The sequence below is a fragment of the Candidatus Tisiphia endosymbiont of Empis tessellata genome (assembly GCF_964031035.1).
In the GTDB taxonomy this organism is placed as follows: Bacteria; Pseudomonadota; Alphaproteobacteria; order Rickettsiales; family Rickettsiaceae; genus Tisiphia.
Genome location: NZ_OZ034997.1, coordinates 697,870 through 721,878, shown reverse-complemented (window position 1 = coordinate 721,878; position 24,009 = coordinate 697,870). Strand labels below are relative to the sequence as shown.

At 31.5% G+C, this 24,009-nt stretch carries 22 protein-coding genes; 16 read left to right on the top strand and 6 right to left on the bottom strand.

From position 1 onward, the window contains the following. Positions 1-26: 26 nt before the first annotated feature. Positions 27-686 carry a hypothetical protein gene (locus AAHM86_RS03850; RefSeq protein ID WP_342267329.1) on the bottom strand — a complete coding sequence of 220 codons (660 nt, stop codon included), beginning with the start codon at positions 684-686 and terminating at the stop codon, positions 27-29. Between the two features lie 191 nt (positions 687-877). On the opposite strand from AAHM86_RS03850, the gene AAHM86_RS03845 reads away from it, so the two are divergent. The 4 genes from AAHM86_RS03845 to AAHM86_RS03830 all read left to right on the top strand — a co-directional run bounded on the left by AAHM86_RS03845 (position 878) and on the right by AAHM86_RS03830 (position 5,724). Beyond that, the gene (locus AAHM86_RS03845) at positions 878-1,285 is read left to right on the top strand and encodes a hypothetical protein (protein ID WP_341748367.1); all 408 of its coding nucleotides are present in this window, start codon (positions 878-880) and stop codon (positions 1,283-1,285) included. Beyond that, positions 1,285-2,721, top strand: a complete 1,437-nt coding sequence (tilS, locus tag AAHM86_RS03840) for a tRNA lysidine(34) synthetase TilS (RefSeq protein ID WP_342267328.1) — start codon at positions 1,285-1,287, stop codon at positions 2,719-2,721. Before AAHM86_RS03845 ends, tilS begins: the two co-directional genes overlap by 1 nt. Before the next feature lie 11 nt (positions 2,722-2,732). Further along, the gene (gene ftsH, locus AAHM86_RS03835) at positions 2,733-4,622 is read left to right on the top strand and encodes an ATP-dependent zinc metalloprotease FtsH (protein ID WP_342267327.1); all 1,890 of its coding nucleotides are present in this window, start codon (positions 2,733-2,735) and stop codon (positions 4,620-4,622) included. Between the two features lie 316 nt (positions 4,623-4,938). Further along, positions 4,939-5,724, top strand: a complete 786-nt coding sequence (locus AAHM86_RS03830; protein ID WP_341748364.1) for a succinate dehydrogenase iron-sulfur subunit — start codon at positions 4,939-4,941, stop codon at positions 5,722-5,724. 295 nt (positions 5,725-6,019) lie between these two features. On the opposite strand, the gene AAHM86_RS03825 is transcribed toward AAHM86_RS03830, so the two are convergent. The 4 genes from AAHM86_RS03825 to AAHM86_RS03810 form a co-directional block, all read right to left on the bottom strand. After that, positions 6,020-6,784: a polysaccharide deacetylase family protein gene (locus AAHM86_RS03825; RefSeq protein WP_342267326.1), complete on the bottom strand. Its 765-nt coding sequence runs from the start codon at positions 6,782-6,784 to the stop codon at positions 6,020-6,022. Between the two features lie 282 nt (positions 6,785-7,066). Further along, positions 7,067-7,915, bottom strand: coding sequence for a 16S rRNA (adenine(1518)-N(6)/adenine(1519)-N(6))-dimethyltransferase RsmA (rsmA, locus tag AAHM86_RS03820; RefSeq protein ID WP_342268375.1), 849 nt, complete (start codon positions 7,913-7,915; stop codon positions 7,067-7,069). A gap of 14 nt (positions 7,916-7,929) precedes the next feature. Continuing rightward, positions 7,930-8,817 carry a SurA N-terminal domain-containing protein gene (locus tag AAHM86_RS03815; protein WP_341748361.1) on the bottom strand — a complete coding sequence of 296 codons (888 nt, stop codon included), beginning with the start codon at positions 8,815-8,817 and terminating at the stop codon, positions 7,930-7,932. Positions 8,818-8,827: 10 nt separating this feature from the next. Then, positions 8,828-10,978, bottom strand: a complete 2,151-nt coding sequence (locus AAHM86_RS03810; RefSeq protein WP_342268374.1) for an LPS-assembly protein LptD — start codon at positions 10,976-10,978, stop codon at positions 8,828-8,830. A gap of 556 nt (positions 10,979-11,534) precedes the next feature. On the opposite strand from AAHM86_RS03810, the gene AAHM86_RS03805 reads away from it, so the two are divergent. From AAHM86_RS03805 to AAHM86_RS03765, 9 genes are all read left to right on the top strand, one after another. Next, the gene (locus AAHM86_RS03805; protein ID WP_341748359.1) at positions 11,535-11,951 is read left to right on the top strand and encodes an Rrf2 family transcriptional regulator; all 417 of its coding nucleotides are present in this window, start codon (positions 11,535-11,537) and stop codon (positions 11,949-11,951) included. Positions 11,952-12,016: 65 nt separating this feature from the next. Beyond that, entirely contained in the window at positions 12,017-13,156 is a 1,140-nt protein-coding gene (locus tag AAHM86_RS03800) for a cysteine desulfurase family protein (RefSeq protein WP_342267325.1), read from the top strand. 133 nt (positions 13,157-13,289) lie between these two features. Continuing rightward, positions 13,290-14,546, top strand: a complete 1,257-nt coding sequence (locus AAHM86_RS03795) for an IscS subfamily cysteine desulfurase (protein WP_342267324.1) — start codon at positions 13,290-13,292, stop codon at positions 14,544-14,546. A 217-nt stretch (positions 14,547-14,763) separates the two neighbouring features. Next, a complete protein-coding gene (locus AAHM86_RS03790) occupies positions 14,764-16,023 on the top strand; it encodes a hypothetical protein (RefSeq protein WP_342267323.1) in 1,260 nt (419 codons plus the stop codon). 15 nt (positions 16,024-16,038) lie between these two features. Further along, complete coding sequence (iscU, locus tag AAHM86_RS03785; protein WP_342267322.1) at positions 16,039-16,419, top strand: Fe-S cluster assembly scaffold IscU; 381 nt, start codon at positions 16,039-16,041, stop codon at positions 16,417-16,419. A gap of 9 nt (positions 16,420-16,428) precedes the next feature. Next, on the top strand, positions 16,429-16,761 hold the full coding sequence (locus AAHM86_RS03780) for an iron-sulfur cluster assembly accessory protein (RefSeq protein ID WP_342267321.1): 333 nt from the start codon (positions 16,429-16,431) through the stop codon (positions 16,759-16,761). A gap of 160 nt (positions 16,762-16,921) precedes the next feature. Next, the gene (locus AAHM86_RS03775; protein WP_342267320.1) at positions 16,922-17,404 is read left to right on the top strand and encodes a hypothetical protein; all 483 of its coding nucleotides are present in this window, start codon (positions 16,922-16,924) and stop codon (positions 17,402-17,404) included. Between the two features lie 620 nt (positions 17,405-18,024). Continuing rightward, positions 18,025-19,359: a hypothetical protein gene (locus AAHM86_RS03770; RefSeq protein WP_342267319.1), complete on the top strand. Its 1,335-nt coding sequence runs from the start codon at positions 18,025-18,027 to the stop codon at positions 19,357-19,359. After that, positions 19,356-21,665, top strand: a complete 2,310-nt coding sequence (locus tag AAHM86_RS03765; RefSeq protein ID WP_342267318.1) for an NB-ARC domain-containing protein — start codon at positions 19,356-19,358, stop codon at positions 21,663-21,665. The genes AAHM86_RS03770 and AAHM86_RS03765 overlap by 4 nt, the downstream gene beginning before the upstream one ends. Positions 21,666-21,724: 59 nt before the next feature. On the opposite strand, the gene AAHM86_RS03760 is transcribed toward AAHM86_RS03765, so the two are convergent. Further along, complete coding sequence (locus AAHM86_RS03760) at positions 21,725-22,144, bottom strand: helix-turn-helix transcriptional regulator (protein WP_341761763.1); 420 nt, start codon at positions 22,142-22,144, stop codon at positions 21,725-21,727. Between the two features lie 538 nt (positions 22,145-22,682). Between AAHM86_RS03760 and AAHM86_RS03755 the strand changes: the two genes are divergently transcribed. From AAHM86_RS03755 to rpmA, 3 genes are all read left to right on the top strand, one after another. Then, entirely contained in the window at positions 22,683-23,030 is a 348-nt protein-coding gene (locus tag AAHM86_RS03755; protein WP_342267317.1) for a hypothetical protein, read from the top strand. A gap of 328 nt (positions 23,031-23,358) precedes the next feature. Continuing rightward, positions 23,359-23,676, top strand: coding sequence for a 50S ribosomal protein L21 (rplU, locus tag AAHM86_RS03750; RefSeq protein ID WP_341748347.1), 318 nt, complete (start codon positions 23,359-23,361; stop codon positions 23,674-23,676). Between the two features lie 24 nt (positions 23,677-23,700). Next, positions 23,701-23,949, top strand: coding sequence for a 50S ribosomal protein L27 (gene rpmA / locus AAHM86_RS03745; protein WP_341748346.1), 249 nt, complete (start codon positions 23,701-23,703; stop codon positions 23,947-23,949). The last annotated feature ends 60 nt before the right edge of the window (positions 23,950-24,009 follow it).

The following is a 24,009-nucleotide window of genomic DNA, read 5'->3' as shown; positions in this document are numbered from 1 at the left end:
AATTATGCAAGAGGTCTTTATTTTTATTACTGTTCTACCTGCGTTGTTGTATTACCTGCTAAAGATATATCTTGAATCTCTTCTAGTGGTATTGTTATTATTGACAAGTTAGTATCTACTGAGCAATCAATATTTTCGTTCTTACTATCAGAACTTTCACATACTTCTATTGGAAAAACTATTGGGTGATCAACGTTTTTGTTCTTACTGCCAAAACTTTTATATGCTTTGCATGCAGCAATCCCGACAAAACCTATAATAACACAACCAGTAGCTGCACCACCTATGCTTAACATTATTGTTCCACTATCCTGATTGTGAGAAGTTGATTTTTCAGGAGTAGTATGTTTAGGAGTAGTATTTTCTAATGTATAACCAGCATTTGTGTAACCCTCACTTATTGTACGTTTTGCAATATAATGTGCTGACAGATTATCTTTATCATCTATCGAGTTAGGACGAATCATAGAAAGAGTTGTCAATAACAGCATATCTTTAGCTGTATATAACTTAAGAGGCTCTACTTCTTTAGAAAGAGGTTTATCTTGTTTTAAAAAATTATGTTCCTGGTAATGATTAGCCCAGTCTCCCTGATTATGTTTGTTACGTCCCATATTTTTTCCTCCTTGTACATTAACAAATTTGTTGCGTTCGACTACTTTAGATAAAGTATTAATTAATATCAAAAAAAATTATTATATTTAATAGCTAATATTCTAAATATAATAGCATATTAAAAATTACTATATTGTTTGGTGTTAAAAAGATTATTTCAGTATCTTTATGATTGACTAAATAGGATTATTATAGTGTATATTAAATTTTGCTAGATTTCACGTTTAGCAAAAAATATATAAAAACATTTTAGGAGCATATGATGATAAAAAAAAATAGATTAATTACTACTATAATAGGATTACTATTACTAAGTTCAAATAGCTTAGCAAGTACAACAGCTGCAAAATCAAATGCCAATAAAACTAATATTAGTAGTAGTGGCACTAATGATGAATTACAAAAAATTGAGAGTGATTTCAAGTCTTATGCTGCGGGAATTTCAGCAGAACTAAGAGAAGAAATAACAAAATATAGAATAGAAGTGGCTAAAATTAATGGTCAAAAACGTGAATTATATAAAAAAATCTCACAAGAAGCTCAAAACTATCTTGCCAAAGAACGAGACTATAAAAAAAGAATACTATCCTTAAGCAAAAATTCAGCTAAAAACCAAGAGGATACTAGCTCTATTGAGAAAAAATCTGACAAAAAAGATTTGCCTAAATAATGCTTTATGAACAATTTCAGCAGAATATTGAAAAGCTAGTTGATAGACCTCACCTGAGGTCTATCGCATTGGCTATTTCAGGTGGTTCTGATTCCATAGCCCTTTTAATGTTAACACATAAATGGGCTAGCACTAATAGTATTAAGCTAGTAGTGATGTTAGTTAATCATCATTTACGAGAGCAGGCTAAGTTGGAGCATGAGTATGTACGAGACTTAAGCCATAAATTGGGACATAGATATCACCAGCTTCATTTCGATCACCAAAATAATTTTTCTAATTTACAAGCAAGGGCTAGAGAAGGTCGTTATAAATTAATGACTGATTTATGTAGCAAATTAGATATATTGACAATTTTAACAGCACATCACTTGGATGATTATATTGAAAATTATTGTCTGAGATTAGAAAAAAAAAGTAGTCTATTTGGACTTAGTGCTAGCAATATTAATTGGTATAATAATGTTAAAATAGTGAGACCATTGTTTAACATTCCAAAACAACAGTTAATTGCATATTTAGTTACCAATAATGTAAAATGGTTTGAAGATGAATCTAATAAATCTGACAAATATCAACGAAATATCATTAGAAAAAAGCTATCCCTAGAAGGAGAATATATAAAGAATCAAATAACTTCTCAACAATCTAGAATTAACCAAGTAGTAGAAGAGAAATGGCAACCGGAATTGATTGCTTGCATCGCAGAATCAGTAAAAATTTATGATTTTGGTTTTGCTACTGTAAATTTATTAAAATTTGCAGAATTTTCTAGTGCAATAATACTACAGGTAATCAGTTTTGTACTTATCATTATTAGCGGTAAGAACCGTGCCAGTAGATCAGGCTCAATAAGCATGATAACAGAACTATTACAACAAAAAATAGACTTTATTAAGACACTCCATGGTTGCGTGATTAAAAAAATTAGTAATAATCTAATAATTTACCGAGAATTTGGTAGGAATTTACCTATAGATATTAGACTTAATAATGTAGATGCATGGGATGGTAGATTTCATTTCTATATCAATAGACCTCTTGTAGAATTTGATCTAGCTCAGGAATTTGCAGGATATCCGGAACGCAGAACCACATCATACTCAAATGCATGTGAGGATTCGAGTACCGCACCGACGTCCAAATTACCATCAGAAGTAGAATTATACAAGAAGTCTAATAATTCAGGCTATTTGATCAGTAACCTAACGATCAAGGATTATAGTAAAATAAGGCAAGATTTAGATTTTAAAATACTGAAAGACGCAAGTTTTAACAATCATATAGCTATTTTATTCACCCTACCAGTAGTCAAGATACTTGAAAAAGTTATAGCCATACCCCATATATCGTATTATAATGACCAAGGTTTGAGAAGAAGGCTTAGTGTTTCTTTCTCTCCCAATTTTATGTCGCGTTTTACACATTTCTGTTAGGTGAGTAGTAGATGAATAATCAAAGTAAGAATGTTCTAATTTGGGTGTCGGTTTTTGTTTTAATGATACTTGTTTTTCATGCATTTCAAAATGATGGTTTTATTGGAGGAAGAAGTAATATCGCTTTTTCAGATTTTTTAACCAAAATTGATGAAAAAGCAATTAGTGCTGTTAAAATTCAGGGTAGAATGATTGAGGGAACTCTAAGCGATGGATATTCTTTTTCGACTTATGCTGCTGACTATCCAGATCTAATAAATCGCCTAAATAGCAATTCGGTTCATATTGAAATAGTGCCACCTGATACAAAAATGAACTTGTTGTTTAACATATTTGTTTCGTGGTTTCCAATGATTCTTTTGATAGGTGGGTGGGTGTTTTTCATGCGTCAAATGCAAGGTGGAGGAAAAGCCATGGGTTTTGGTAAATCTAAAGCTAAGCTAGTTTCAGACAAAGGCCCAAAAATTACTTTTAAAGATGTTGCTGGAATTAACGAAGCTAAAGAAGAATTAACTGAAATTGTTGATTTCCTTAGAGACCCAAGCAAATTCCAAAAACTTGGTGGTAAAATTCCAAAGGGATGTTTACTTATAGGATCACCTGGAACAGGTAAAACTCTCCTAGCAAAAGCTATAGCCGGCGAGGCAAATGTCCCATTCTTTAGTATATCTGGCTCTGATTTTGTTGAAATGTTCGTTGGCGTTGGTGCTAGCCGTGTTCGTGATATGTTCGAACAAGGTAAACGCAATGCTCCTTGTATAATTTTTATTGACGAAATAGATGCAGTAGGTCGCCACAGAGGTATTGGTATGGGTGGTGGCAACGATGAACGTGAACAAACACTAAATCAAATGTTGGTCGAAATGGATGGGTTTGAGGATAATGAAGGGGTAGTTATTATTGCTGCAACTAACAGACCGGATGTATTGGATCCAGCGTTGCTAAGACCTGGGAGATTTGATCGCCAAATTACTGTTCCTAATCCAGATATTGATGGTAGAGAACAAATTTTACAAGTACATTTGAAGAAAATAAAATGTGCCTCAAATATAGTCGCTAGAATCATAGCTAGAGGAACTCCTGGATCTTCAGGAGCAGATCTTGCTAATCTTGTCAATGAATCTGCATTAATTGCTGCTCGCAAGGGTAAAAAAGAAGTAAGTATGACAGATTTAGAAGAGGCAAAAGATAAAGTGTTAATGGGTGTAGAAAGACGTTCTATGGTTATGTCAGATGAGCAGAAAAAACTAACTGCTTATCATGAGGGAGGGCATGCATTGGTTGGGTTGTATTGTCCTGCTTCTGATCCAATTCACAAAGCAACTATTATTCCAAGAGGTAGGTCACTTGGAATGGTTATGCGACTTCCTGAAAATGATCGTTTTTCTATGCCACGTGATAAAATGGAAGCTGACATAGCGGTGGCAATGGCTGGTAGGGTAGCTGAGGAGCTTATTTTTGGCAGAGATAAAGTTACTTCTGGGGCTTCTTCAGATATTAAAATGGCAACCCAAATGGCTAGAGCTATGGTAACGGATTGGGGATTAAGTGATGCAATAGGACCAGTATATCATGGTTCGAGTAATGAAGATCTATATACTAGTGGTAGGGGAGCAGGTCATACTTCTGTACATACAGCAGAATTAATTGATACAGAAGTAAGAAAAATTATTGAAAAAGGTTATGATTTTGCCAAAAATATATTAACTACACATATTGATCAACTTCATTTGTTAGCTAAATTATTGATTGAACATGAGACATTGTCTGGTCAGCAAATTAAAAACTTGCTGAGTGATAGATCAATGAATTCAGAAGAGGAAAATTTATTTCCAATAAAAAATGACTATGGTGGTACTGTAAAAGTTAAGAAACTAAATCAGAAAAGAACAGCTGGGTAATTTAAAAGTCGTGGCTACGGTAAAGAAGTGTGCTTGATGTCACCCCACAACTGTTGAAAGTTAAAAATCGTCTATTAGCGAAGCGCTGTTGTAAGTCTTAAACCGTCATTGCGAGGAGTCGCTGCAAGCGCGGCGACGTGGCAAGGAGGTCTTTGACTATCATGAAGATTGCCACAGTGCCTAACGGTGCTTCGCAATGACGATTTTTTAACTTTCAACAGTTGTGCCGTCTACGCGAGGATGACATCTTTTCACCATTGATTACAACTTTTAAATTGCTCTGAAATATAGTTAGAATTTTAGATAAGGAATAAACATGGCAGAACTTAGATTACCACCTAATTCTAAAGTCCGTAAAGGTACTACATATAAACATTCTGGAGAAGCGGTTAAGTTACGTAATATCAGAATTTATAGATATGACCCAAATTCTGAAGAAAACCCTAGAATTGATATTTATGAGTTAGATCTATGCAAAACAGGTCCAATGGTTCTAGATGCCTTAATTAAAATAAAAAATGAAATAGATTCTACATTGACTTTTAGGCGTTCTTGTCGTGAAGGAATTTGTGGTAGCTGTGCGATGAATATAGATGGAACTAACACACTTGCTTGCATTAAGGCTATTGAAGAAATTCGTGGTGATGTCAAGATATATCCTCTACCGCACATGAAGGTAGTAAAAGATTTAGTACCTGATATGTCGCATTTCTATGCTCAATATGAATCGATAGAACCTTGGCTAAAAACTGACAGTCCGCCACCTTCCAATACTGAAAGATTGCAGTCTCTTAAGGATAGAGAAAAACTGGATGGTTTATATGAATGCATATTATGTGCATGTTGTTCCACCTCTTGCCCAAGTTATTGGTGGAATGGTGATAAATATTTAGGACCTGCGATTTTACTACAAGCATATCGGTGGATTGCTGATTCTAGGGATGAGTATACTGGAGAACGTTTAGATGCTTTAGAAGATCCATTTAAATTATATCGTTGTCATACGATTATGAACTGTACAAAGACTTGTCCGAAAGGTTTAAATCCAGCTAAAGCTATTGCAGAGATAAAAAGCCAAATAATAGAACGTCACGGAGTGTAAAGCGAATAGACTTACTTAACCTAAGTTCGATATAGCATTATGTATACTCGATGAAAATCAAGAGTTGCGTTGTCGTCTTCAGGGATCTTCGGTGCTCACGTACTAATGTACGCTCCGCTCCTCGACCCTTTGACTCCTAGCACTTCATGATTTTGCTCTTCATCTATTAACTCTTCATTTACGAGCAGTATATATACTCTTCTGCTTTGAAGAATTGTTTTTTGGAAATATCATGGATTCGCATGCTCACCATTTATTTTCAAATCCGATTCTTTAAAGCATTTATAGATAAAAATCACTCTACATGATAATTTTTAATAAAATCAAACTTATAATTTTTTTTATGCAAAAGATCAACTAACTGACTTAAATTTTCTTTGCCATTAAATTGGTCTTGAAACATCTCATCATGCATAAGTAAAATTAATTTATTAGGTAAGGTAGTATCATTTCTGTTAAATTTATCTTCTATCTCTTGCACTAATTCATCTAAGGATTGAATTGGCTTGCCATGCTGATTATGAGCCCATTCTAAATCCCAGCCATATAGATAGAAGCCATTTTTATATATTCCATCATCATCTATTCTTTCTACTTTATCTTCTTCTTTTGAAATATATGGATCATCTTTACTTAGGTTAGGAAGACGGAATACATCTCTACCTGGTAGTCTAGTATTGACATGTGAACCAGTGAAACCAAAAACAGTATTATTTTTTTTAAGATCCTTAATTACATCCGGAAGCTGATGATAAAAATTCCTATAGTGGTTATTAGCGTGAGTATAGCTGTGATTTCCTATTTCAATAAAAGGGTTTTTTTTAGCTAGATCAACAGCTTTCTTTAGGCTAGGACTCGAATTATCATAATGTAATCCTACCATGAACATGGTAATGGGAGTCTTTTTTTGGGTCATGACATTAATAACATTTTCGGTTCCTCCAAGAGGACCATCATCTGATGTTATATAAATTGTTTTATTTGTATCTGCACATAATGCATAAGGTAGATTTACTATAGCTACGAAACAATATATTAGGAAGATTTTGGTTATTCTCATAAAAATATATCTGAGATTATATGGTTAAGTAGGTTGCTTTTACCGTAAATAGAATTGTATCATTACATTACCAAGTATACCAAAGTAAAAAATTGACAATTAACAATAAATATTTACTGGTAGTGATATTAATAGCAATGTAGTGATTCATTTGAGTATACTCAGGTAGAACTTCAAGAATTGGCATTCCCGCGACCAAAGATATCCGCTGCTCCGTTACTCATGTACACCTAGCAGCTCGACTTTGCTACTGCCTAGCTCTTCTTGAAGTTATACTATCGTCTACCCAACTCTTGAAATCATAGTAGTATATAATTTTGCTAAGGACAAATAATCTTGCGATGATAAATTTTCAGATCGAGAAGAATTATCAATCTTTAATTGAGATAACAAATCTTCTATGTGCGGGGTTAGTTTCTTCAAAGATGATTTAATCATTTTACGACGTTCACTAAAGGCTAGTTTGGTAATTAGTTCAACTTTCCCAATTAGTTCAAGTGTTAATGGATTATTAAAAGGCACAAGTCTAACTATTGCAGAGTGGACTTTTGGTGCAGGGTAGAAAGCTTGCGGATTAACATCAAAGCATTTTTCAACTGAACAAAGTAACTGACATATTATTGATAATCTGCCATAAGATTTTGTCCCAACTTTACCACATATTCGCTCTACAACCTCTCTTTGCAGCATTAAAGTCATACTACTTATTAAGTATGATTTTTTTAACCATTTTATGACTAACTCTGTACCTATTCGGTAAGGTAAATTTGAAATAATAGTTATTTTATCATGTGTTTTGTCATGACTTAAGGTTGATAGATCAAATTTAGAAGCATCTGAATGAATAATATGTAGATTAGGGTATAACTCTCTTATTTCCGTCAGTAACTGTATGCATCTAGCGTCAGTTTCAACCACAGTTAAAGATTTAGGGTTGTAAGAAAGGATAGCTCTAGTGAGTCCGGCTGTACCAGGACCAACTTCTAATACAGAGTCATTTTCTCGGAGGCCACTTACGCGAACTATTTTATCACACAGACTACTATCAAAAATGAAATTCTGACCATATCTCTTAATAGGAACAATGCCATGTTGGCTGGCATGCTTGGCGATTGAAGGTAGTGTACTCAGATCATTCGAGTATATCACAAAGGTAACATTATTTTGATATATGCTTTCTTACGCATATCCTCAAAGTATTTTTGGGCTTTTTGTGACATTTTTTTATTGGTCAGAAGATTTACTACATAATTATTTTCATCTAGAGTAATATTAACTATCTTTTTATTACACATTAAGATTAACTTAAACCCATCTTGCATCTCGAAAACACTACTTTTCTCTCCTGTATTTAAATCCTTGAGAATTGTTTGTAGCGTAGAATCTAGAGTACTTAAATTTTGATTGACTATCTCTAACGTAGAAAAATCTTTATATAAAGATTCTTTGATATCGTGACAATTTGTAAGGCGTTTTTGTAACCCATACATCTTTTGCAAAGTTTTATCCTGTTTATCTTTTGAAGTAAAGATTTGAGCCGATACTTCTGCATCTTTTGAATTAGTCGCTAATATTATAGCATCAACTTCTTTTGCACTAATAGCAACTGATCTAGAAATACTAGATAAAATATTCATTTTGATAATTTCAGCACCAATCTGAGATTTAAAACTATTAATATCTACAGATTTACTCTTCAAAAGTTGCATTAATTGTCCTTTTGCCATTTTATTACGTTGCTCAATAGTCTCTATAGACTCATTTAACTCACTATCAGAACTTTTTTTACCGTTTACAGACTGATAAAGCAATAAATCATCAATCACGCTGTTAATTGCCATCTTGTCAAGTTGCTTATCTGTTTGAGAATCAGGATTGTTAATATTGTTAAGTGCCATGATCATGTGTTTTCTAGCTAAAAATTCATGTAATGTAATTGGCTCATTATTAACTAATGCAACTATATTGGATAATTCTGCTTTCGCTATAGCTAGGTTAAAAACGATAGCAACTAAACAAAATAACTTCTTCATAATTTTAGACTCACATATTTAATATTTTTAAACCTATAGAAATAGTAGGTACAGCAGAATTCTTTTTTATTCCCCTACTACCATCTTCCATGTAATTGTCTGAAAGTTTTCCGGCTATTCTAACACAATCATTTAAGTATGTCACTTGGATACTCTTAGAAAGAACATTTAGTTTGCTTTTTAGCCAATTTACTCTCATATCATAGACAACTGACCAATTTTCTGTTAATTGATAAGTGAGATTATAGTAGAATTGCCTTATTTTCTCATCAGTTAATTTATCTGTAAAATAATATTTCTGTAAATTTGAAATCTGAACCAATCCAGCAGTTAACTGAATTTTCTTAGAGTTAAGACTTCCACCTAATTCATCTCTAATTGGATCAAAATTTCTACTTTTTCTAAATCTATAGAATAGCTCTATCTTATCAGAAAAACTACTAGCAATTCTACCAACATTTTCGATACTATTAATAGAGTTAGTATTAAAGTTAGTATTAATAGTAGTGTTATAGGTTTGTCCTAGAAATAAACTTGTATAATTCTCCTCCGATAGTATAGAAGAATTAACCCCATAACTTAATCTATTGCCAAATTCATGATAATCTATACCACTATAACGATTCGAATTGAATATATTATTTTCTGATAGTTCATATTTTGATGGATCAATAAAGGAAAATTTCTTATTATAATTATGTCTACGTCCAATAGTCACGGATATAATTGGTTCTACAAACAGGCTAGTTTTATCAAAAATTGTTCCAGCTAATGGATAACTCCAAATATTTTGGATTTCAGGTATATTTCTAGTTAGAACATGATTAGTCCTAGAATCATTTAGATATAGGTGATTAATAAAATATACATCTGATCTATTCCGTAAGGTAACATTAAATAAATGACCTGCCTCAGTTAAAAAATTATTATCCACTGCCAGTTGTAATGCAACTCGACCTAGTTCCTTTCCGCTTCTTTCTTTATAAATTAATGCATTATTCTCTACAACTAAGTTACTAGTTTCTTCGTCATTTAGAGGTATAACATTCTTAGTTCTAACCTTGGGGAAAATTAATGGATTCGTACTACTAGAATCATTTGTTCCCAATCCCTCAAAATATATTCCTTCCGTCAATAAGTAATTATAATTATTGACATGCTCTAAATATAACTTAGACATCAAATACGGAGTATAATTGTTATAGTAATTTTTTAAATAAGCTTTATCAGAAGTACGTTGTAACCTAAATCCATATCTATAATCGTTTTTGATAAAATTACCATTGCTTAATAGATAATATGAGTTCACCTTAAGGTTTTTTATCGTTACATCACCATCCTTTATGGAATATGGCACTTTACCATAATTAGCGTCTAAAGATATATAATCAGTTTTATTCGGTTTGTAACGAGCTTCTAGTTCGAGAATTTTATATATAATATTATGCTTTTGCCAAAAAATCCTAGGGGTTAGAGTAAAGTCTAGATTAGGTTTAGCTCTATAATATAGCGGTATTCCCAAAGCATTATCCCGCACTCTAGGTATCAATATTCCCGATTCTGCGGAAGCCTTAGGTGTTGGATGAGAAAAATATGGTATATACAAGATTGGTACACCATATACCTCAAAAAATAGGTGATTATAAACCATTTTATTCTTATTAAGATATATCTCAGTATTTTTTGCAGAAACTTGCCAAATAGGTTTTTGGTTACATAGTATTTTGCATGGAGTAAAGGTACTATTATGCAGACGAAAAATATCTTCATTTACTCTTTCTGCTAGTTTTGATACTAATAGTGTATTATCACCAAAATATAAAATAAAATCTGAGATTATCCCTGCCTTTAGTTTGTCTTTTAATATGACAATATCTCCTAGAATAACTCTATTTTGCTGATCTTTAATTCTAATATCACCTTCAGCCCAAAGTTTATCTTGCCCTATATCATAAATCAAAGAATTAGCTGTTAGGAAGTAATTATCCAATATAACTTGAACATCACCTTTAGCATAAATAAACTGTTCTTTTTGGTTATATTCAATATAATCCGCTGACATAAAGCTAAATTGTTTGTTCATCCCTTGCTTATCAGCTATTGCAAAACCAAAAACCGATAACAAAGTAATAATAATCAATATATTGCAGAAAACTCGCATTAAAGATAACTTTTGAAGTGAGGGGGTATGTAAAATGCAGTCATTTAGTATCATAGTACTATATAACCAAGTGTGCAAGTTTAAGTAGGTATAATAGTCCTCGATGTTCTAAGAGTGATGTTATCCCAGCGTAGGTAGCGGGATCTAAAAATGTTTATAGTCTTCCCAGCTGGTTTTTTAGACCTCTACTTTCGCAGGGGTGACAGCTAAGACTGGAATAACACCGAGGCTGCTTAAGTTAACAAAACTTGAACGCTTAGTTATATACTAAATTTGATATATTTATACGATAATTCGACGTTAAATAGTAGTAATTTTTAAAATTAGGCTGCAAGCTTGTAAAGTAAGAGATATAACCTTCAATTTACTTTCTATATCATCTAGCCTTTCAGGTTATTTTTTGAATCCCCACTATAGCTCAGATGATATCAGTAGTAGTTAAACTTAAGTTTTATATTAATTATTGACTGCGATTTTTAAACCGCCATGATAAAATAATACTTGACTAAATTAGTAGGGTATTATATAGTAATGTTATTATAGTGGAGTTGTTTGTATGCAATTAACTACAAAGGGGCGATATGCTGTAATGGCTATCTTAGAAATCGCATCGCAAATGTCGGATATACCTGTTACCTTGGCTGAAATTTCGGTGAAACAAAATATACCGGTCAACTACTTGGAACAAATTTTTGCAAAGCTTAAGAAAGCTAATATAGTTAGATCAGCGAAAGGTCCAAAAGGTGGTTACATCATTAATGAAAAATTAAATAATATCAAGATTACTGATATTATTGATGCGGTAGATGAGAATATTGAAATGACAAGATGTTTAAGAAAATCTCAGAATAGTTGCGTACCTAATAAAGTAAAATGTAACGCTCATCATTTATGGTTAGGTTTAAGTAAGCATATAAGGAACTATTTTGACACCATCTCTGTAGCTGACATGCTAGCTGATACACTAGATTAGCTCTAAAAGTTTTTGAAAATTATTTTAACTTATGTATTAGTGGACGAATAAATTATGTTATATATATGTTATATTTAGACCATAATTCCACTACTAACGTTCATCCTAAGGTTAAGGAACTTATGAAGAATTTGCTCGAAGAAGCATATAATCCGTCTTCTATTCATACCAAAGGGCGTTATGCTAGGAGTTTAGTAGAAATAGCTAGGGAGCAAGTTGCAAGATCTGTAGGCATTGACATAAATTCTAGAGAATATCAGGTTATTTTTACTTCCTCTGGCACAGAAAGTAATAATTTGTTGATGAATAGTTATTATGACGGAGAAATTTTTATTTCTAGCATAGAACATTTATCGATCTTTGATCATGTTAAATATAGAAATAATATTAAAATTATTAGGGTAGATAGTGATGGTGTTGTTGATGCTCAGCATTTAGGAGAACTACTATCGGTTAGTCATAGCAATAAAAAGCTCGTGTCTATAATGCTAGCTAATAATGAAAGTGGTGTTGTACAAAATGTACAAGAGCTAGTTAAAATTGCCCAAAAATATGGGGCAGTATTTCATAGTGATTGTGTTCAAGCAGTTGGCAAAATATCGGTCAATATTAAAGAATTAGGAGTTGATTTTGCTACTATATCAAGTCATAAATTAGGAGGAGTGCAGGGAAGTAGTGCGTTGATTGCTAAAGCAGAACATACGCTTAAAGCAATGATGATTGGTGGAGGGCAAGAGAGAAACATTCGCTCAGGTACAGAAAATGTACTAGCGATTGCTTCGTTCGGTCTTGTGTCATCAATAGCGACTGCAGAGATAGAAGATAGATACAAAAAAATGAAGAAATTACAGACATATTTGGAACAAAATTTGTGCAACTATAAAAATGTTAAAATAGTGTCGAAAGATGTTGAAAGATTACCAAATACCACATTGATAATCGTACCTAACACTGATGCACAAACCAAATTGATAGCTTTCGATTTACGGGGTATAGCAGTTAGTTCCGGTTCTGCTTGTTCATCAGGGAAAGTTGGTAAGTCACATGTTTTATCGAGTATGGGGTTTAGTGAGGATGACACTAGGTCTTCGATTAGAGTCAGCTTTGATTATCAACAAACTACCCAAGATGTTATGACATTTATTAAAGCATTTGAAGAAATATACGCTTCTAACTTAAACGTCATTGCAAGGAGCTACTTGTAGTAGCGACGAAGCATCCATATCTAATTTTCTTGGATTGCTTCGTCGTGCTTTACTACTTCCTAGCAATGATGGATAACCCTCTAGGTACAGGGATGATCTTAAAAATCGCAGGAACACTAAAAGAATAACTAGTATGGATGAATTAGAAGAATTAAGACAAAAAGTAAAATTAAGTGGTAAATCACTACCGATTTATATGGATTATCAATCGACAACTCCTATGGATCCAAGGGTCTTGGAATGTATGTTGCCATATTTTACCACTAAGTTTGGTAATCCGCACTCTAGGAGTCATTCTTTTGGCTGGGAAGCCGAAGAGGCTGTGGAAAAGTCAAGAGGACAAGTAGCAAAGCTTATTGGTGCCGATCCTAAAGAAATTATTTTTACTTCTGGAGCTACGGAGTCTAATAATTTAGCAATAAAAGGTATTGCTAAATTCTATGGTAGTAAAAAAAATCACATAGTGACAGTGATAAGTGAACATAAATGCGTTTTAGATGCTTGTCGGCATTTAGAAAATGAAGGTTTTAAGGTAACATATTTGCCAATTCAGTCAAGTGGTTTGATTGATTTACAACAATTAAGAGATGCCATAACTGACCAAACTATGTTGGTATCAGTGATGGCGGTAAATAATGAAATAGGTGTCATCCAACCAATTAAAGAAATTGGTAAAATTTGTCGGGAATTAGGGGTATTTTTTCATTCAGATATCGCCCAAGGATATGGTAAAATTCCTATAGATGTTAATGATTGTAACATTGATCTGGCAAGTATTTCCGGGCATAAAATTTATGGTCCCAAAGGTATTGGAGCTTTATATGTAAGGAAAAAACCTAGAGTACGATTGGTGCCAATTTTAAATGGTGGTGGGCAGGAAAGAGGCATGCGTTCTGGAACTCTACCAACCCCTTTAATTGTTGGACTCGGGGCGGCTAGCGAATTGGCTTTATCTGAAATGGCAAAAGATGCTAAACATGTAGAAGGGCTTTTTGATAGATTTTATAATAATATTACTAAACAAATTGCTGATGTCTATCTAAACGGTGATATGAATATGAGATATAAGGGAAATCTAAATTTAAGTTTTGCTTATGTCGAAGGTGAGTCTATGATACTAGCTATTAAAGATTTAGCCGTTTCATCTGGTTCGGCTTGTACCTCATCTTCGCTTGAACCATCATATGTGCTAAAAGCTATGGGTGTTGATGAAGAAATGGCACATACCTCTATTAGGTTTGGTATTGGTAGATTTACCACTAAAGAAGAAATAGATTATGCTGTAGAGTTAATAAAGTCAAAAATTAACAAGTTAAGAGAGCTAAGCCCTCTTTGGGAGATGGTGCAAGAGGGAGTTGATTTAAAGCAGATCAAATGGGCAATGCATTAATGGATATATTGTATTAATAATAATTAACTAAAAATATGGAAGAATAATGAAAGAATTGGAAGGATATTTAGAGAAGGAAAAGGGTATTGTTGATCTAACTAGATATGAGTGTAAAAATTGGAAGATAGAAGATTTAATACAGCTTATATAGGACAACCAAAATGTTACAATACTGAAATTAGCGGATACTGATATTTCATGTGAAGATTTACAGCTGTTGATTCAGAGTGGTGCATTAAATGATATTACGGAGTTGGATTTAAGTAATAATCAACTTGCGGATGGTGATATGAGTGTTATACCATTCAATAAGCAATTTTTAAGTAAAGTGACTATTATTAGATTATATAATAATTGCATGGAAAATGATGATGTGGAGGTTATAGTAAAATCTAATTTGGTGCAGCAGCTTACCAATCTTGACTTAAGTGGTAACGAGATTGAAGATGCAGGGGCAGAATATATAGCAAATGCTGATTTTGAGAATTTAATAGAGCTTAATTTAGCAAGTAATTCGATAGGTGATGAAAGGAGTACAGCTATATTAACCTATAGTGGCTTATCAAATCTTAAGGTACTTAATCTATCTTTCAACGCTATTACTGATCAAACGATGGAGGATATAAAAAAATATTATGATAACGATGATGGATTAAATGGGTTACAGGAGCTTTATATTGGTGCTAACTCTATTACTGAAAAAGGAGTGAGAGATTTAGTAAATACTGACGACTGCTTTAAAAATCTTCATACATTATCATTTGATAATGCTGGTTGTGAAGATGAGTTTATTGGTGATGAAGGGGTTAAAGCCATAGTGAACTCAGAAGGATTTCCTAATCTTACTAATTTGTCATTCGCTGCACAAGAGATAACTGATACAGGGGCTGAATATATTGCAAAATCTAAGAATTTAAAAAATCTTAAAGTTCTAGATATAGAAGGTAATAATATTCATGATGAAGGAATGAGCGATATAATAACATCTAAGAATTTACAAAAACTTAAGAAGTTGTGTTTTGCTGGTAATACTGTATATCCGATTATGGTTATGGAGGTCAAAAAATGGAGTGTTGATAAGGAGAGAGAGACTTCATTTGATAAAAATTTAGATAAGTTGTTAGAAGCTATATATAATAAAACATTATCGTTAATAGATATTATATTTAAATTATGTGAGGTTAAGATTGAGATTAAAGATGAATATACAGAGGAAAAGAAGGTTGTTAAACCAGGAATAAAATATGCTCAACATATTTTAGACGATTCTGAGCAATATCCTTTGGACATTAATGATAAAGATAGTCAGGGGCGTTCATTTGATGACCTTGATACTCAATATCCATATCTTCATATGTACTTAATTAACAGATTTCCTGATCATACATTCCCTTGTGGTGATCATACAGCTCTTCTTGACAGGCAACTATCTGCTGAGCTACTAGGAAGTACCATAAGTGATAGTGCAGAACATTAATAAAGAGGCAATAAAATGGCATATAGTCTAAAAGTACTGGATCATTACGAAAATCCGCGTAACGTAGGGTCATTAGACAAAAATGACGCATATGTTGGTACAGGTCTCGTGGGAGCTCCTGCCTGTGGTGATGTAATGAAGCTACAAATTGAAGTTAGTGAGGATGGAATTATTACAGATGCAAAATTTAAAACATTTGGTTGTGGTTCTGCTATTGCTTCAAGCTCTTTAGTAACTGAATGGGTTAAGGGTAAATCTCTTGATGAGGCTGGTAATATAAAAAATACTGAAATAGCTAAGGAATTATCTTTGCCACCAGTAAAACTCCATTGTTCTTTATTGGCAGAAGATGCCATAAAAGCGGCAATAGCTGATTATAGAACTAAAAAACCATAAGTAGCTATTATGAAAAATGTTATGTCATTGACTGATGCAGCAGCTAGGCAAATAAAGCTATTGATAGACAAACGTAATAAACCATCTTTTGGTATTAGGGTTGGGGTAAAATCTGGTGGTTGTTCTGGTCTATCTTATTACGTAGAATATGCGGATAACAAGAATAAGTTTGATGAGGTGATAGAAGATAAAGGTGTACGAATATTAATCGACCCAAAAGCTCTGATGTATATCCTAGCAAGTGAAATGGATTATGTAGAAGACAAGTTTAAATCTGGGTTTACTTTTAATAACCCAAACGAAAAAGGTAGTTGTGGGTGTGGGAAGTCGTTTAATATATAATAAAATATTTCTGTTTTTATAAAAGATGCCGTAAAACCCCATATGTCTTTAGCGTGTAGAATGTAAGACGTTACTCACCTTGAGTTTCAATATATCCCGAATTTGCGTAATTTAATTCTAAGTGGCAGCAAAACGGCTCATTCTTAACACTGGTTCTTATATGAAACATAAACACTCTACAAAAGCGTCTACAAGTGTTAGCTTATTAGCTAGTAGTTCAGTACATGACTCTAGTATTAAACAACAACAATTTGATGATAAATTACAAGCAATTTTAAATAGTTCTTTAGGTACGAGTAAAATAGGAAATTTTATAGTCAATCATATTTTATGTTCCCTTGATGCAACTAATATAACTAATGGAGAAAAAATAAAATATATAAAGATTCTAGAGGAATTTGTATCAAAGTTTGTTCAAGAAATGGATAAGGATGCAATAGAAAAATTAAAATTTTGGATACAATTATATAATCTTGTATTAATTCGTGAGCATTTAAAGAAAGGTGAGGAAAATGTTATCAAAATATTAAAAAAATTGCTCGCTTTTTTCATGATAAAAAGTCTGATAATCACCAAGAAACTTATCAAAGTTGGAACATTTCTGACGAAGTATCATATACAACAAAGAATAAAGATGTTGTAGTACGTCTTAGTAAGAAACATAATAATTATGCTAGCATTGTGACCCTGAACTGTTAGGATCATTAGAGATATCCGAGCAGCAACAATTTACCACTGCTTTAAAGAAAGGTATAGTAAAAAATCCTAACCTTAATGGGGTTAAAATGATTAGGCTCATGTTTTCTAGAACTTAAAATAAATGCAGATGCTCGGTTATACGCAAGCAAAATTTATGAAAATGATAATGGGGCTGTTTTAGTGTTTTTGATAAAAAAACTGATCATGATGGCATAAAAAGGGCATTGCGTGCTGAGAATATTGAGTGTATAAAAGTTTTTGGGGGTGTAGATCATAGTACGCATATAGAAGATTATCCTTTAAAGTGTGATGTTTTTCCGAAAGATTATTCCATGTATGAGGAAGTGAGCTGCATGGGAGATATTTAAATGCTTCACTAATTAAATCAATTTGTTGTATGAATTATTTGCTAAATTAAATTCGAGGATTGGTATTACATACTATTGAGCTTAAATTGCTTTCCATAATACTTAACAAAATGTTATTAAATCATGAACGAAAAAAACAAAAATGTTTATTAAAAGGAAGAACATTTTAAAAGCAAGTGCAATATCTATGATATTTGTGATTAGCTTTGTTATATTAACAAATATATTGGTACATCGTTGTATCAATCATGAATATCATCAGCAAAACCTAATAAAATTAGAAGAATATCATAATATAATTAGATCGCTTTTAGTTGATAAATTTAATATTAATTATATATTAAGTAGTAATGATATATCTGATCAAATCTCTATTTTAAAAGAACATATTAGGAATCATGTTTTCATTTCGAAGTATCATATACCAAATAGCGTGTATGGCAAGAATGATCTACCTTATACCACTCTACAAGAACTACTAGATATAGTATCAAACCAAGCATTTAAATACAATATTACTATTAATAATCATTCAATTATATCTAATGGTGTGGTAGAATTTCAGGAGAGTGTGAACAAGCAGTATTACATTAATAAAGACCTCACTTATAATATATCAATACAAATTTCTCCTAATTCTTATTATACACAACAAGCTATCTCTAGGGTTAAGCAGCAAATTTTATTATTAAATATAGGTTCTGTATTTACAATTTTAGTACTATGTATAATAGTATTGTATCTATCTTATAGAGATAAAAAAATTAAACTTAAACTTAACAAGTTAGAGACAGATTTAACTAACAGTATGGAACATAGTAAAAATATTCTATTATTTCACAAAATAAACGAAGAGTTTACTCTAAAATGTTATCACTATTCTAAAAGTAGTAATAATAAAAAATCATTTAATATCTCTAATACTGTTAATGTAGAAGAAGAACTAGGATATAATAGTGAATATTTTCCATTACCAATAACAACATTAGAGTTCCACAATGAAATTAACTACCATACAATAAAACTAACTCCGATAATTTTATATCTACAAAGTTATTATACAGGATACACAGCTTGCTATAATTCTAATATTAAATTAGATATAGTCAGTAATATAGAGACACTTGAAGTGCCTTTTGAATCGGAAATATTTAACCAAATTATGGTTAGTGTATTATCTAATATCTTGTACTTTAATAAAAATACAGAAAGATCGAGATGTGTAAAGTTAATATTTCAAAACAACTTGATTACCTTTATCGGTGAAGGGTTTAGTTTAGACCAAAATTTAGCAGTAAGATATTCTGAAAAAATATTTAATGATACAGCTAATTTATACATATTAAATTTGGGACAAATATTTATTTTGTTAAAAAGTTTTAAAATAAATTATCAAGTAACTAAAAATAAGTACTCTACAACAATAGAAATAAAATTAGATAATGTACCAACAGAGTTAAATACCGACACTACCCAAAAGGCACAGATAATTAAAATGAATAAGTATAGAAAACTTAACGATTTAAAATGAGAAACTTTATACTATTACTATTTATAGTAGTAATTTCTACTTGTGAAGCATATGCAGTACTTCTTTTTAATAAAGAAGAGCCAGTATACTATTTCGTTAATCATGAGGAACAAATTAACAACATAAGAAAGTTATTAATAAGAGACAAAATAGTAGGTATTACAGGTATCAGTGGTATAGGAAAAAGTGAAATAGCTAGAAAATATGCACAAAAATATCAACAAGATTACGATATTATTGCGTTTTTAGATGCAAGTATAGATTTAATCCCACAATTTGTTTTGTTGGCCAAAGAAATAAATCAAAAAATATGTTCAAAAATGGGGTGTTTCATTTCAGAAAGTACCGGAAGCGTTAAACAAAACCTTATGACATATCTTAAACCTCAGGGGAGGTGGTTATTAATATTCGATAATTTACATATTAATGAAAATAACAAAATTAAGGATATTATTGATTGGCATCATAATGGACATATTATGATTTGTTCGCAAGATAGTCAATATTTACTACCAAGAATCTCAGTTCCTTATTTACAAGAAAAAGACATTTTTATGGCAATTAATAAGCTTATAGACGAGCGATCAGAGGAATTTAAAAAAGATTTGGCATGTAATTTAAAAGGTTATCCAACTAATATAATTGGACATAGTGCTATTTTTTTACAAAGCAATAACCACATGACAATCAAAGAGTATATAAATTATATACGAAAACATGATAACAAATTAAATGCACATTTATCAATAGTATTAGATGAAATTACATCAGAAGCCAAAACACTATTATACTATATGGCGTTATTAAATAATCAAAAAATAGGTAATAATTTACTAGAACATCTAGTAGATGATAAGGAGAAATTATCCGATTTAATTGATGAGATAGTAAGATTTGGTTTAATTGAACAAATTAGTAACAATAGAAATAAAAAAGTATTTCGAATGCATGATGCAGTAAAATATGAGATATTAAATATATACGATTTAGCTACTAATAAGAAAACTATTGATAAACTACTTATTAAAATACAACATTTAATGTCAGGGGAGATGGTAAATCAATTTTATTTAATTATGCAGGATAATACCTTTGAAAGTAATGTAGAAGTACTGCTAGCTAATGCAGATAAGTATAATAGTAATATTTATACAAGCATGGTCTTGCATAATAGCCTACTTGGCTACTACTTACGTTCTAGAGAACCATATAATGCTAAAAAAATGGTAAGTTGGTTTAAAGAACACGAACATAAGTTGATTTGGCAAAATATGACAGAATTAGAGCAAGTAGCGTATAGTAGGTATTTAGGACGTATAGGACGATATGAATACTTTGTTGTTAATCACCATTCAGATATAGTCATGCAATATTTAGTGAAGGCTAAAAACGCCATAAATAGTTTACCAAACAATGAGGTAGCAAAATCATCAATTTATTATGAAATGTTTCAAGTTCAGGTATTCACAGGGCAAATAAAGGAGGCAGAAGATAACTTACATATTATACAAAGTATAATGCTTAATAATAAAAACTTTATACATAAAGCAAGCATGATAGATTATGGTATGGCTAGAATATTATTAACTCAAGGAAAGTATCAGCAGGCTTTATTAGAAATTATAGATACGATAAGTAAAGAAAAAGCTCAGCTAAATAAATCTAGGATATTGGCACAAATAAGTGATGTAGAATTAAGACAAGAAAATGCATGGCTTGCACCCATTTATACTTTGCAAGCAGAAATACTAAATAATATGCAAAAATTTGAAGAGGCTTACGCTATAACTAACGATGTATATACTAAGATAATGAGTAGTGATCTAAATGAAATTAAAGATATCACATCTACAACAATAGCATATTGTTTAACAGAGTTGTCAAAATCTGAATTAGGACTAAAGAGGCAGAATGATGCTTGGAAACATATAGTAAAAGCAGTTGATATACTGATACAAGACCAAGATAGAAACAATAGGGAAAATGAGTTAGAGAATTCCATAGATATATTTTTAGCTAATGCTTTAGTAGTAAAAGCAAATATATTAAGTACTTTAGGGAAAGTAGAAGAGGCTATGATTAATTATAGATTAGCTAAAAATATTTATTGGAACATATTTAATATCAAAAACATCGGCAATATGGATAATGTAAGTTATGCCTTCTCTCAGGCAGCAAAAACTGCTACAAAATTAACCAATAAAAGTGACAGACATATACAATGCACTTATTTTTACTCACTTCTTTTGACATATTTTGGTTCTGATCACCCTAGGAGTAAAAAATTATATGGAGTATGCCCATAAAAGCATATTGTCTGAAGTGAATAATACTCTAGAACCCAGTGTTAATCTAAATATTAGAGTTATTTTTTATAATGTTTTTGAATAAGCCATTTAGTAAAATTTTCGTCAGCTTTATCTAAACTCAACTGTGAAGAGTATTCGTATACTTCTTTAATAAGAGCAAATACGTTACTATACCTTACAGCAATAGGATAGTGAATTAGCTCAAGTTCATTAATGATTTTATCACAAGTATCACGAAGCAAAGAAATATTAAGTATAGAATCTTGGTTATCGTGATCTAATAATAATTCTTGAATTTCAATATTAAAAGCACCTGCTATAGATTGCAATACTTCTATAGTAGGATTTTTGGAAGTACCCCTGAATATATTTGTAACGCTTCTACCTTGTCCAATCTTATTTTCAAGATCAGCAACACGCCAATTTTTTTCTTTTAATAGCCTTTCAATATTTTTCTTAATAATTAAGTGTGACATTCTTATAAATAAATGAATTTAGTTAGACATTTCAGTTGACAATATTATGTATTTATATACACTAAAAATAAATGTATATTATTATGCATAATATTATAAGTATTAACTGTATTGATATACTAAAGTTTGTACAAGGTAAAGTAGTTTATCAAAGTATTTATTTAAATAACCTGAATTCGATGTAACAAGTTACATCGAATTCAGTATTATATATAGAAACAATCAGGTTTGAAGCGGCTGCCCACCTGATTGTTAAAATATAACACTCCATTCAATATGTGATTTTAATAATTAAAATCACATATTGAATGATGAAAAAAGTTAAAATGCACTTGCAGAACCGATTCAAGAATGCATTTTTCCTTATATTAAAGCCAATTCGTAATAAGAATTAACTAATTCTTATTACGAATTGGGGTAGTATCTATGGAACAGCAAGATGCAACTCAAGATATTTTAATCCTAATATTAAAAGAACAAGATAGTTCACAAAAAAACATGTTGAAGCGATATTATAACAAAACAATAAGAAATTAGAATGTGGCAGCAATACTTAGCAATAATATTAATTATTATTGAAGGTTTATTAATCTTAATATCTTTGAAATATTTGCATCAGATAAATATAACTAGTAAAGATTTCTCAAATATATTTGGCAAAGCTAAGGCAGATAGCTCTCGTTTATTTAAAGAACTACAACAGTTAAGTGCTGTAACCAGTAAAAGAGATGATAACATTTTAAGCGTAGTGTATCACTTAGAGGATATCGAACTGTATATCAAAAGTATTTTGAGCATACTTGAACAACAAGAAAAGTGTAAGACAACTGAAGAGTCAACAAATAAATCCAAAATAAGTAATAGTAAAACCAAAATAAAATTATAGCATAGAAGATAGAATGTGTGGTTGTGATAAGGCAAGCAACTATCGCTGTTATACTCAAATGATTTGAAGAATTGGATTTGAAAATGAATGGTGAGCATGCGAATCCATGATATTTTCAAAAAACAATTCGTAGGAGCAGAAGAGTATACTAATCATGTCAACAATACAAGGTCAATGATAATGATTAGAAACTGTATTATTATAAATAATACGGGCTATCTTTTATTTATAGCATTATCTATTTAATTACGAATTGCTATTGACTAAAATAGTTGCTGGTAATATAATGCCGACTTAATTTGTTTAAATTTTAGTTAGGATATTTTTCATGTTCGCAATCGTCAAATCAGGCGGGAAACAGTATAAAGTCGGCAAAAACAGTGTCATCAAAGTAGAAAAAATTGACGGTGAAAGAGGTGCAAAAATCCAATTTGACCAAATATTGATGATTGGTGAAGATTCAAAGCCATCTTTTATAGGTACGCCAATGGTTAAAGGAGCTCTTGTTACTGCCGAAATTACTAACCAGTTTAAAGATAATAAGGTTATTGTCTTTAAGAAAAAACGTCGTCAGAATTATCGTCGCAAGACTGGTCATAGGCAGGAATTGACCGAACTGAAAATATTAGACATTACTAAACTATAATAGGATTTATTTAAGGATATATAAATGGCAACTAAAAAAGCTGGTGGTAGTTCTAGAAACGGCAGAGACTCGATCGGTCGTAGGTTGGGTGTTAAAAAATATGATGGACAATATGTGATACCAGGTAACATTATTGTTAGACAACGTGGTACTAAATTTCACCCAGGTAAAAATGTTGGACTTGGTAGAGATCATACGTTATTTGCATTGATTGCAGGCAAAGTAGAATTTTCTAGTAAGAGAGACTATAAAATAGTCAATATTGTGCAGTGATGATGCTATTTCTGCTTGCAGGTGTCATCCCTATTCACCACACAATGTTACCCCTGCGTA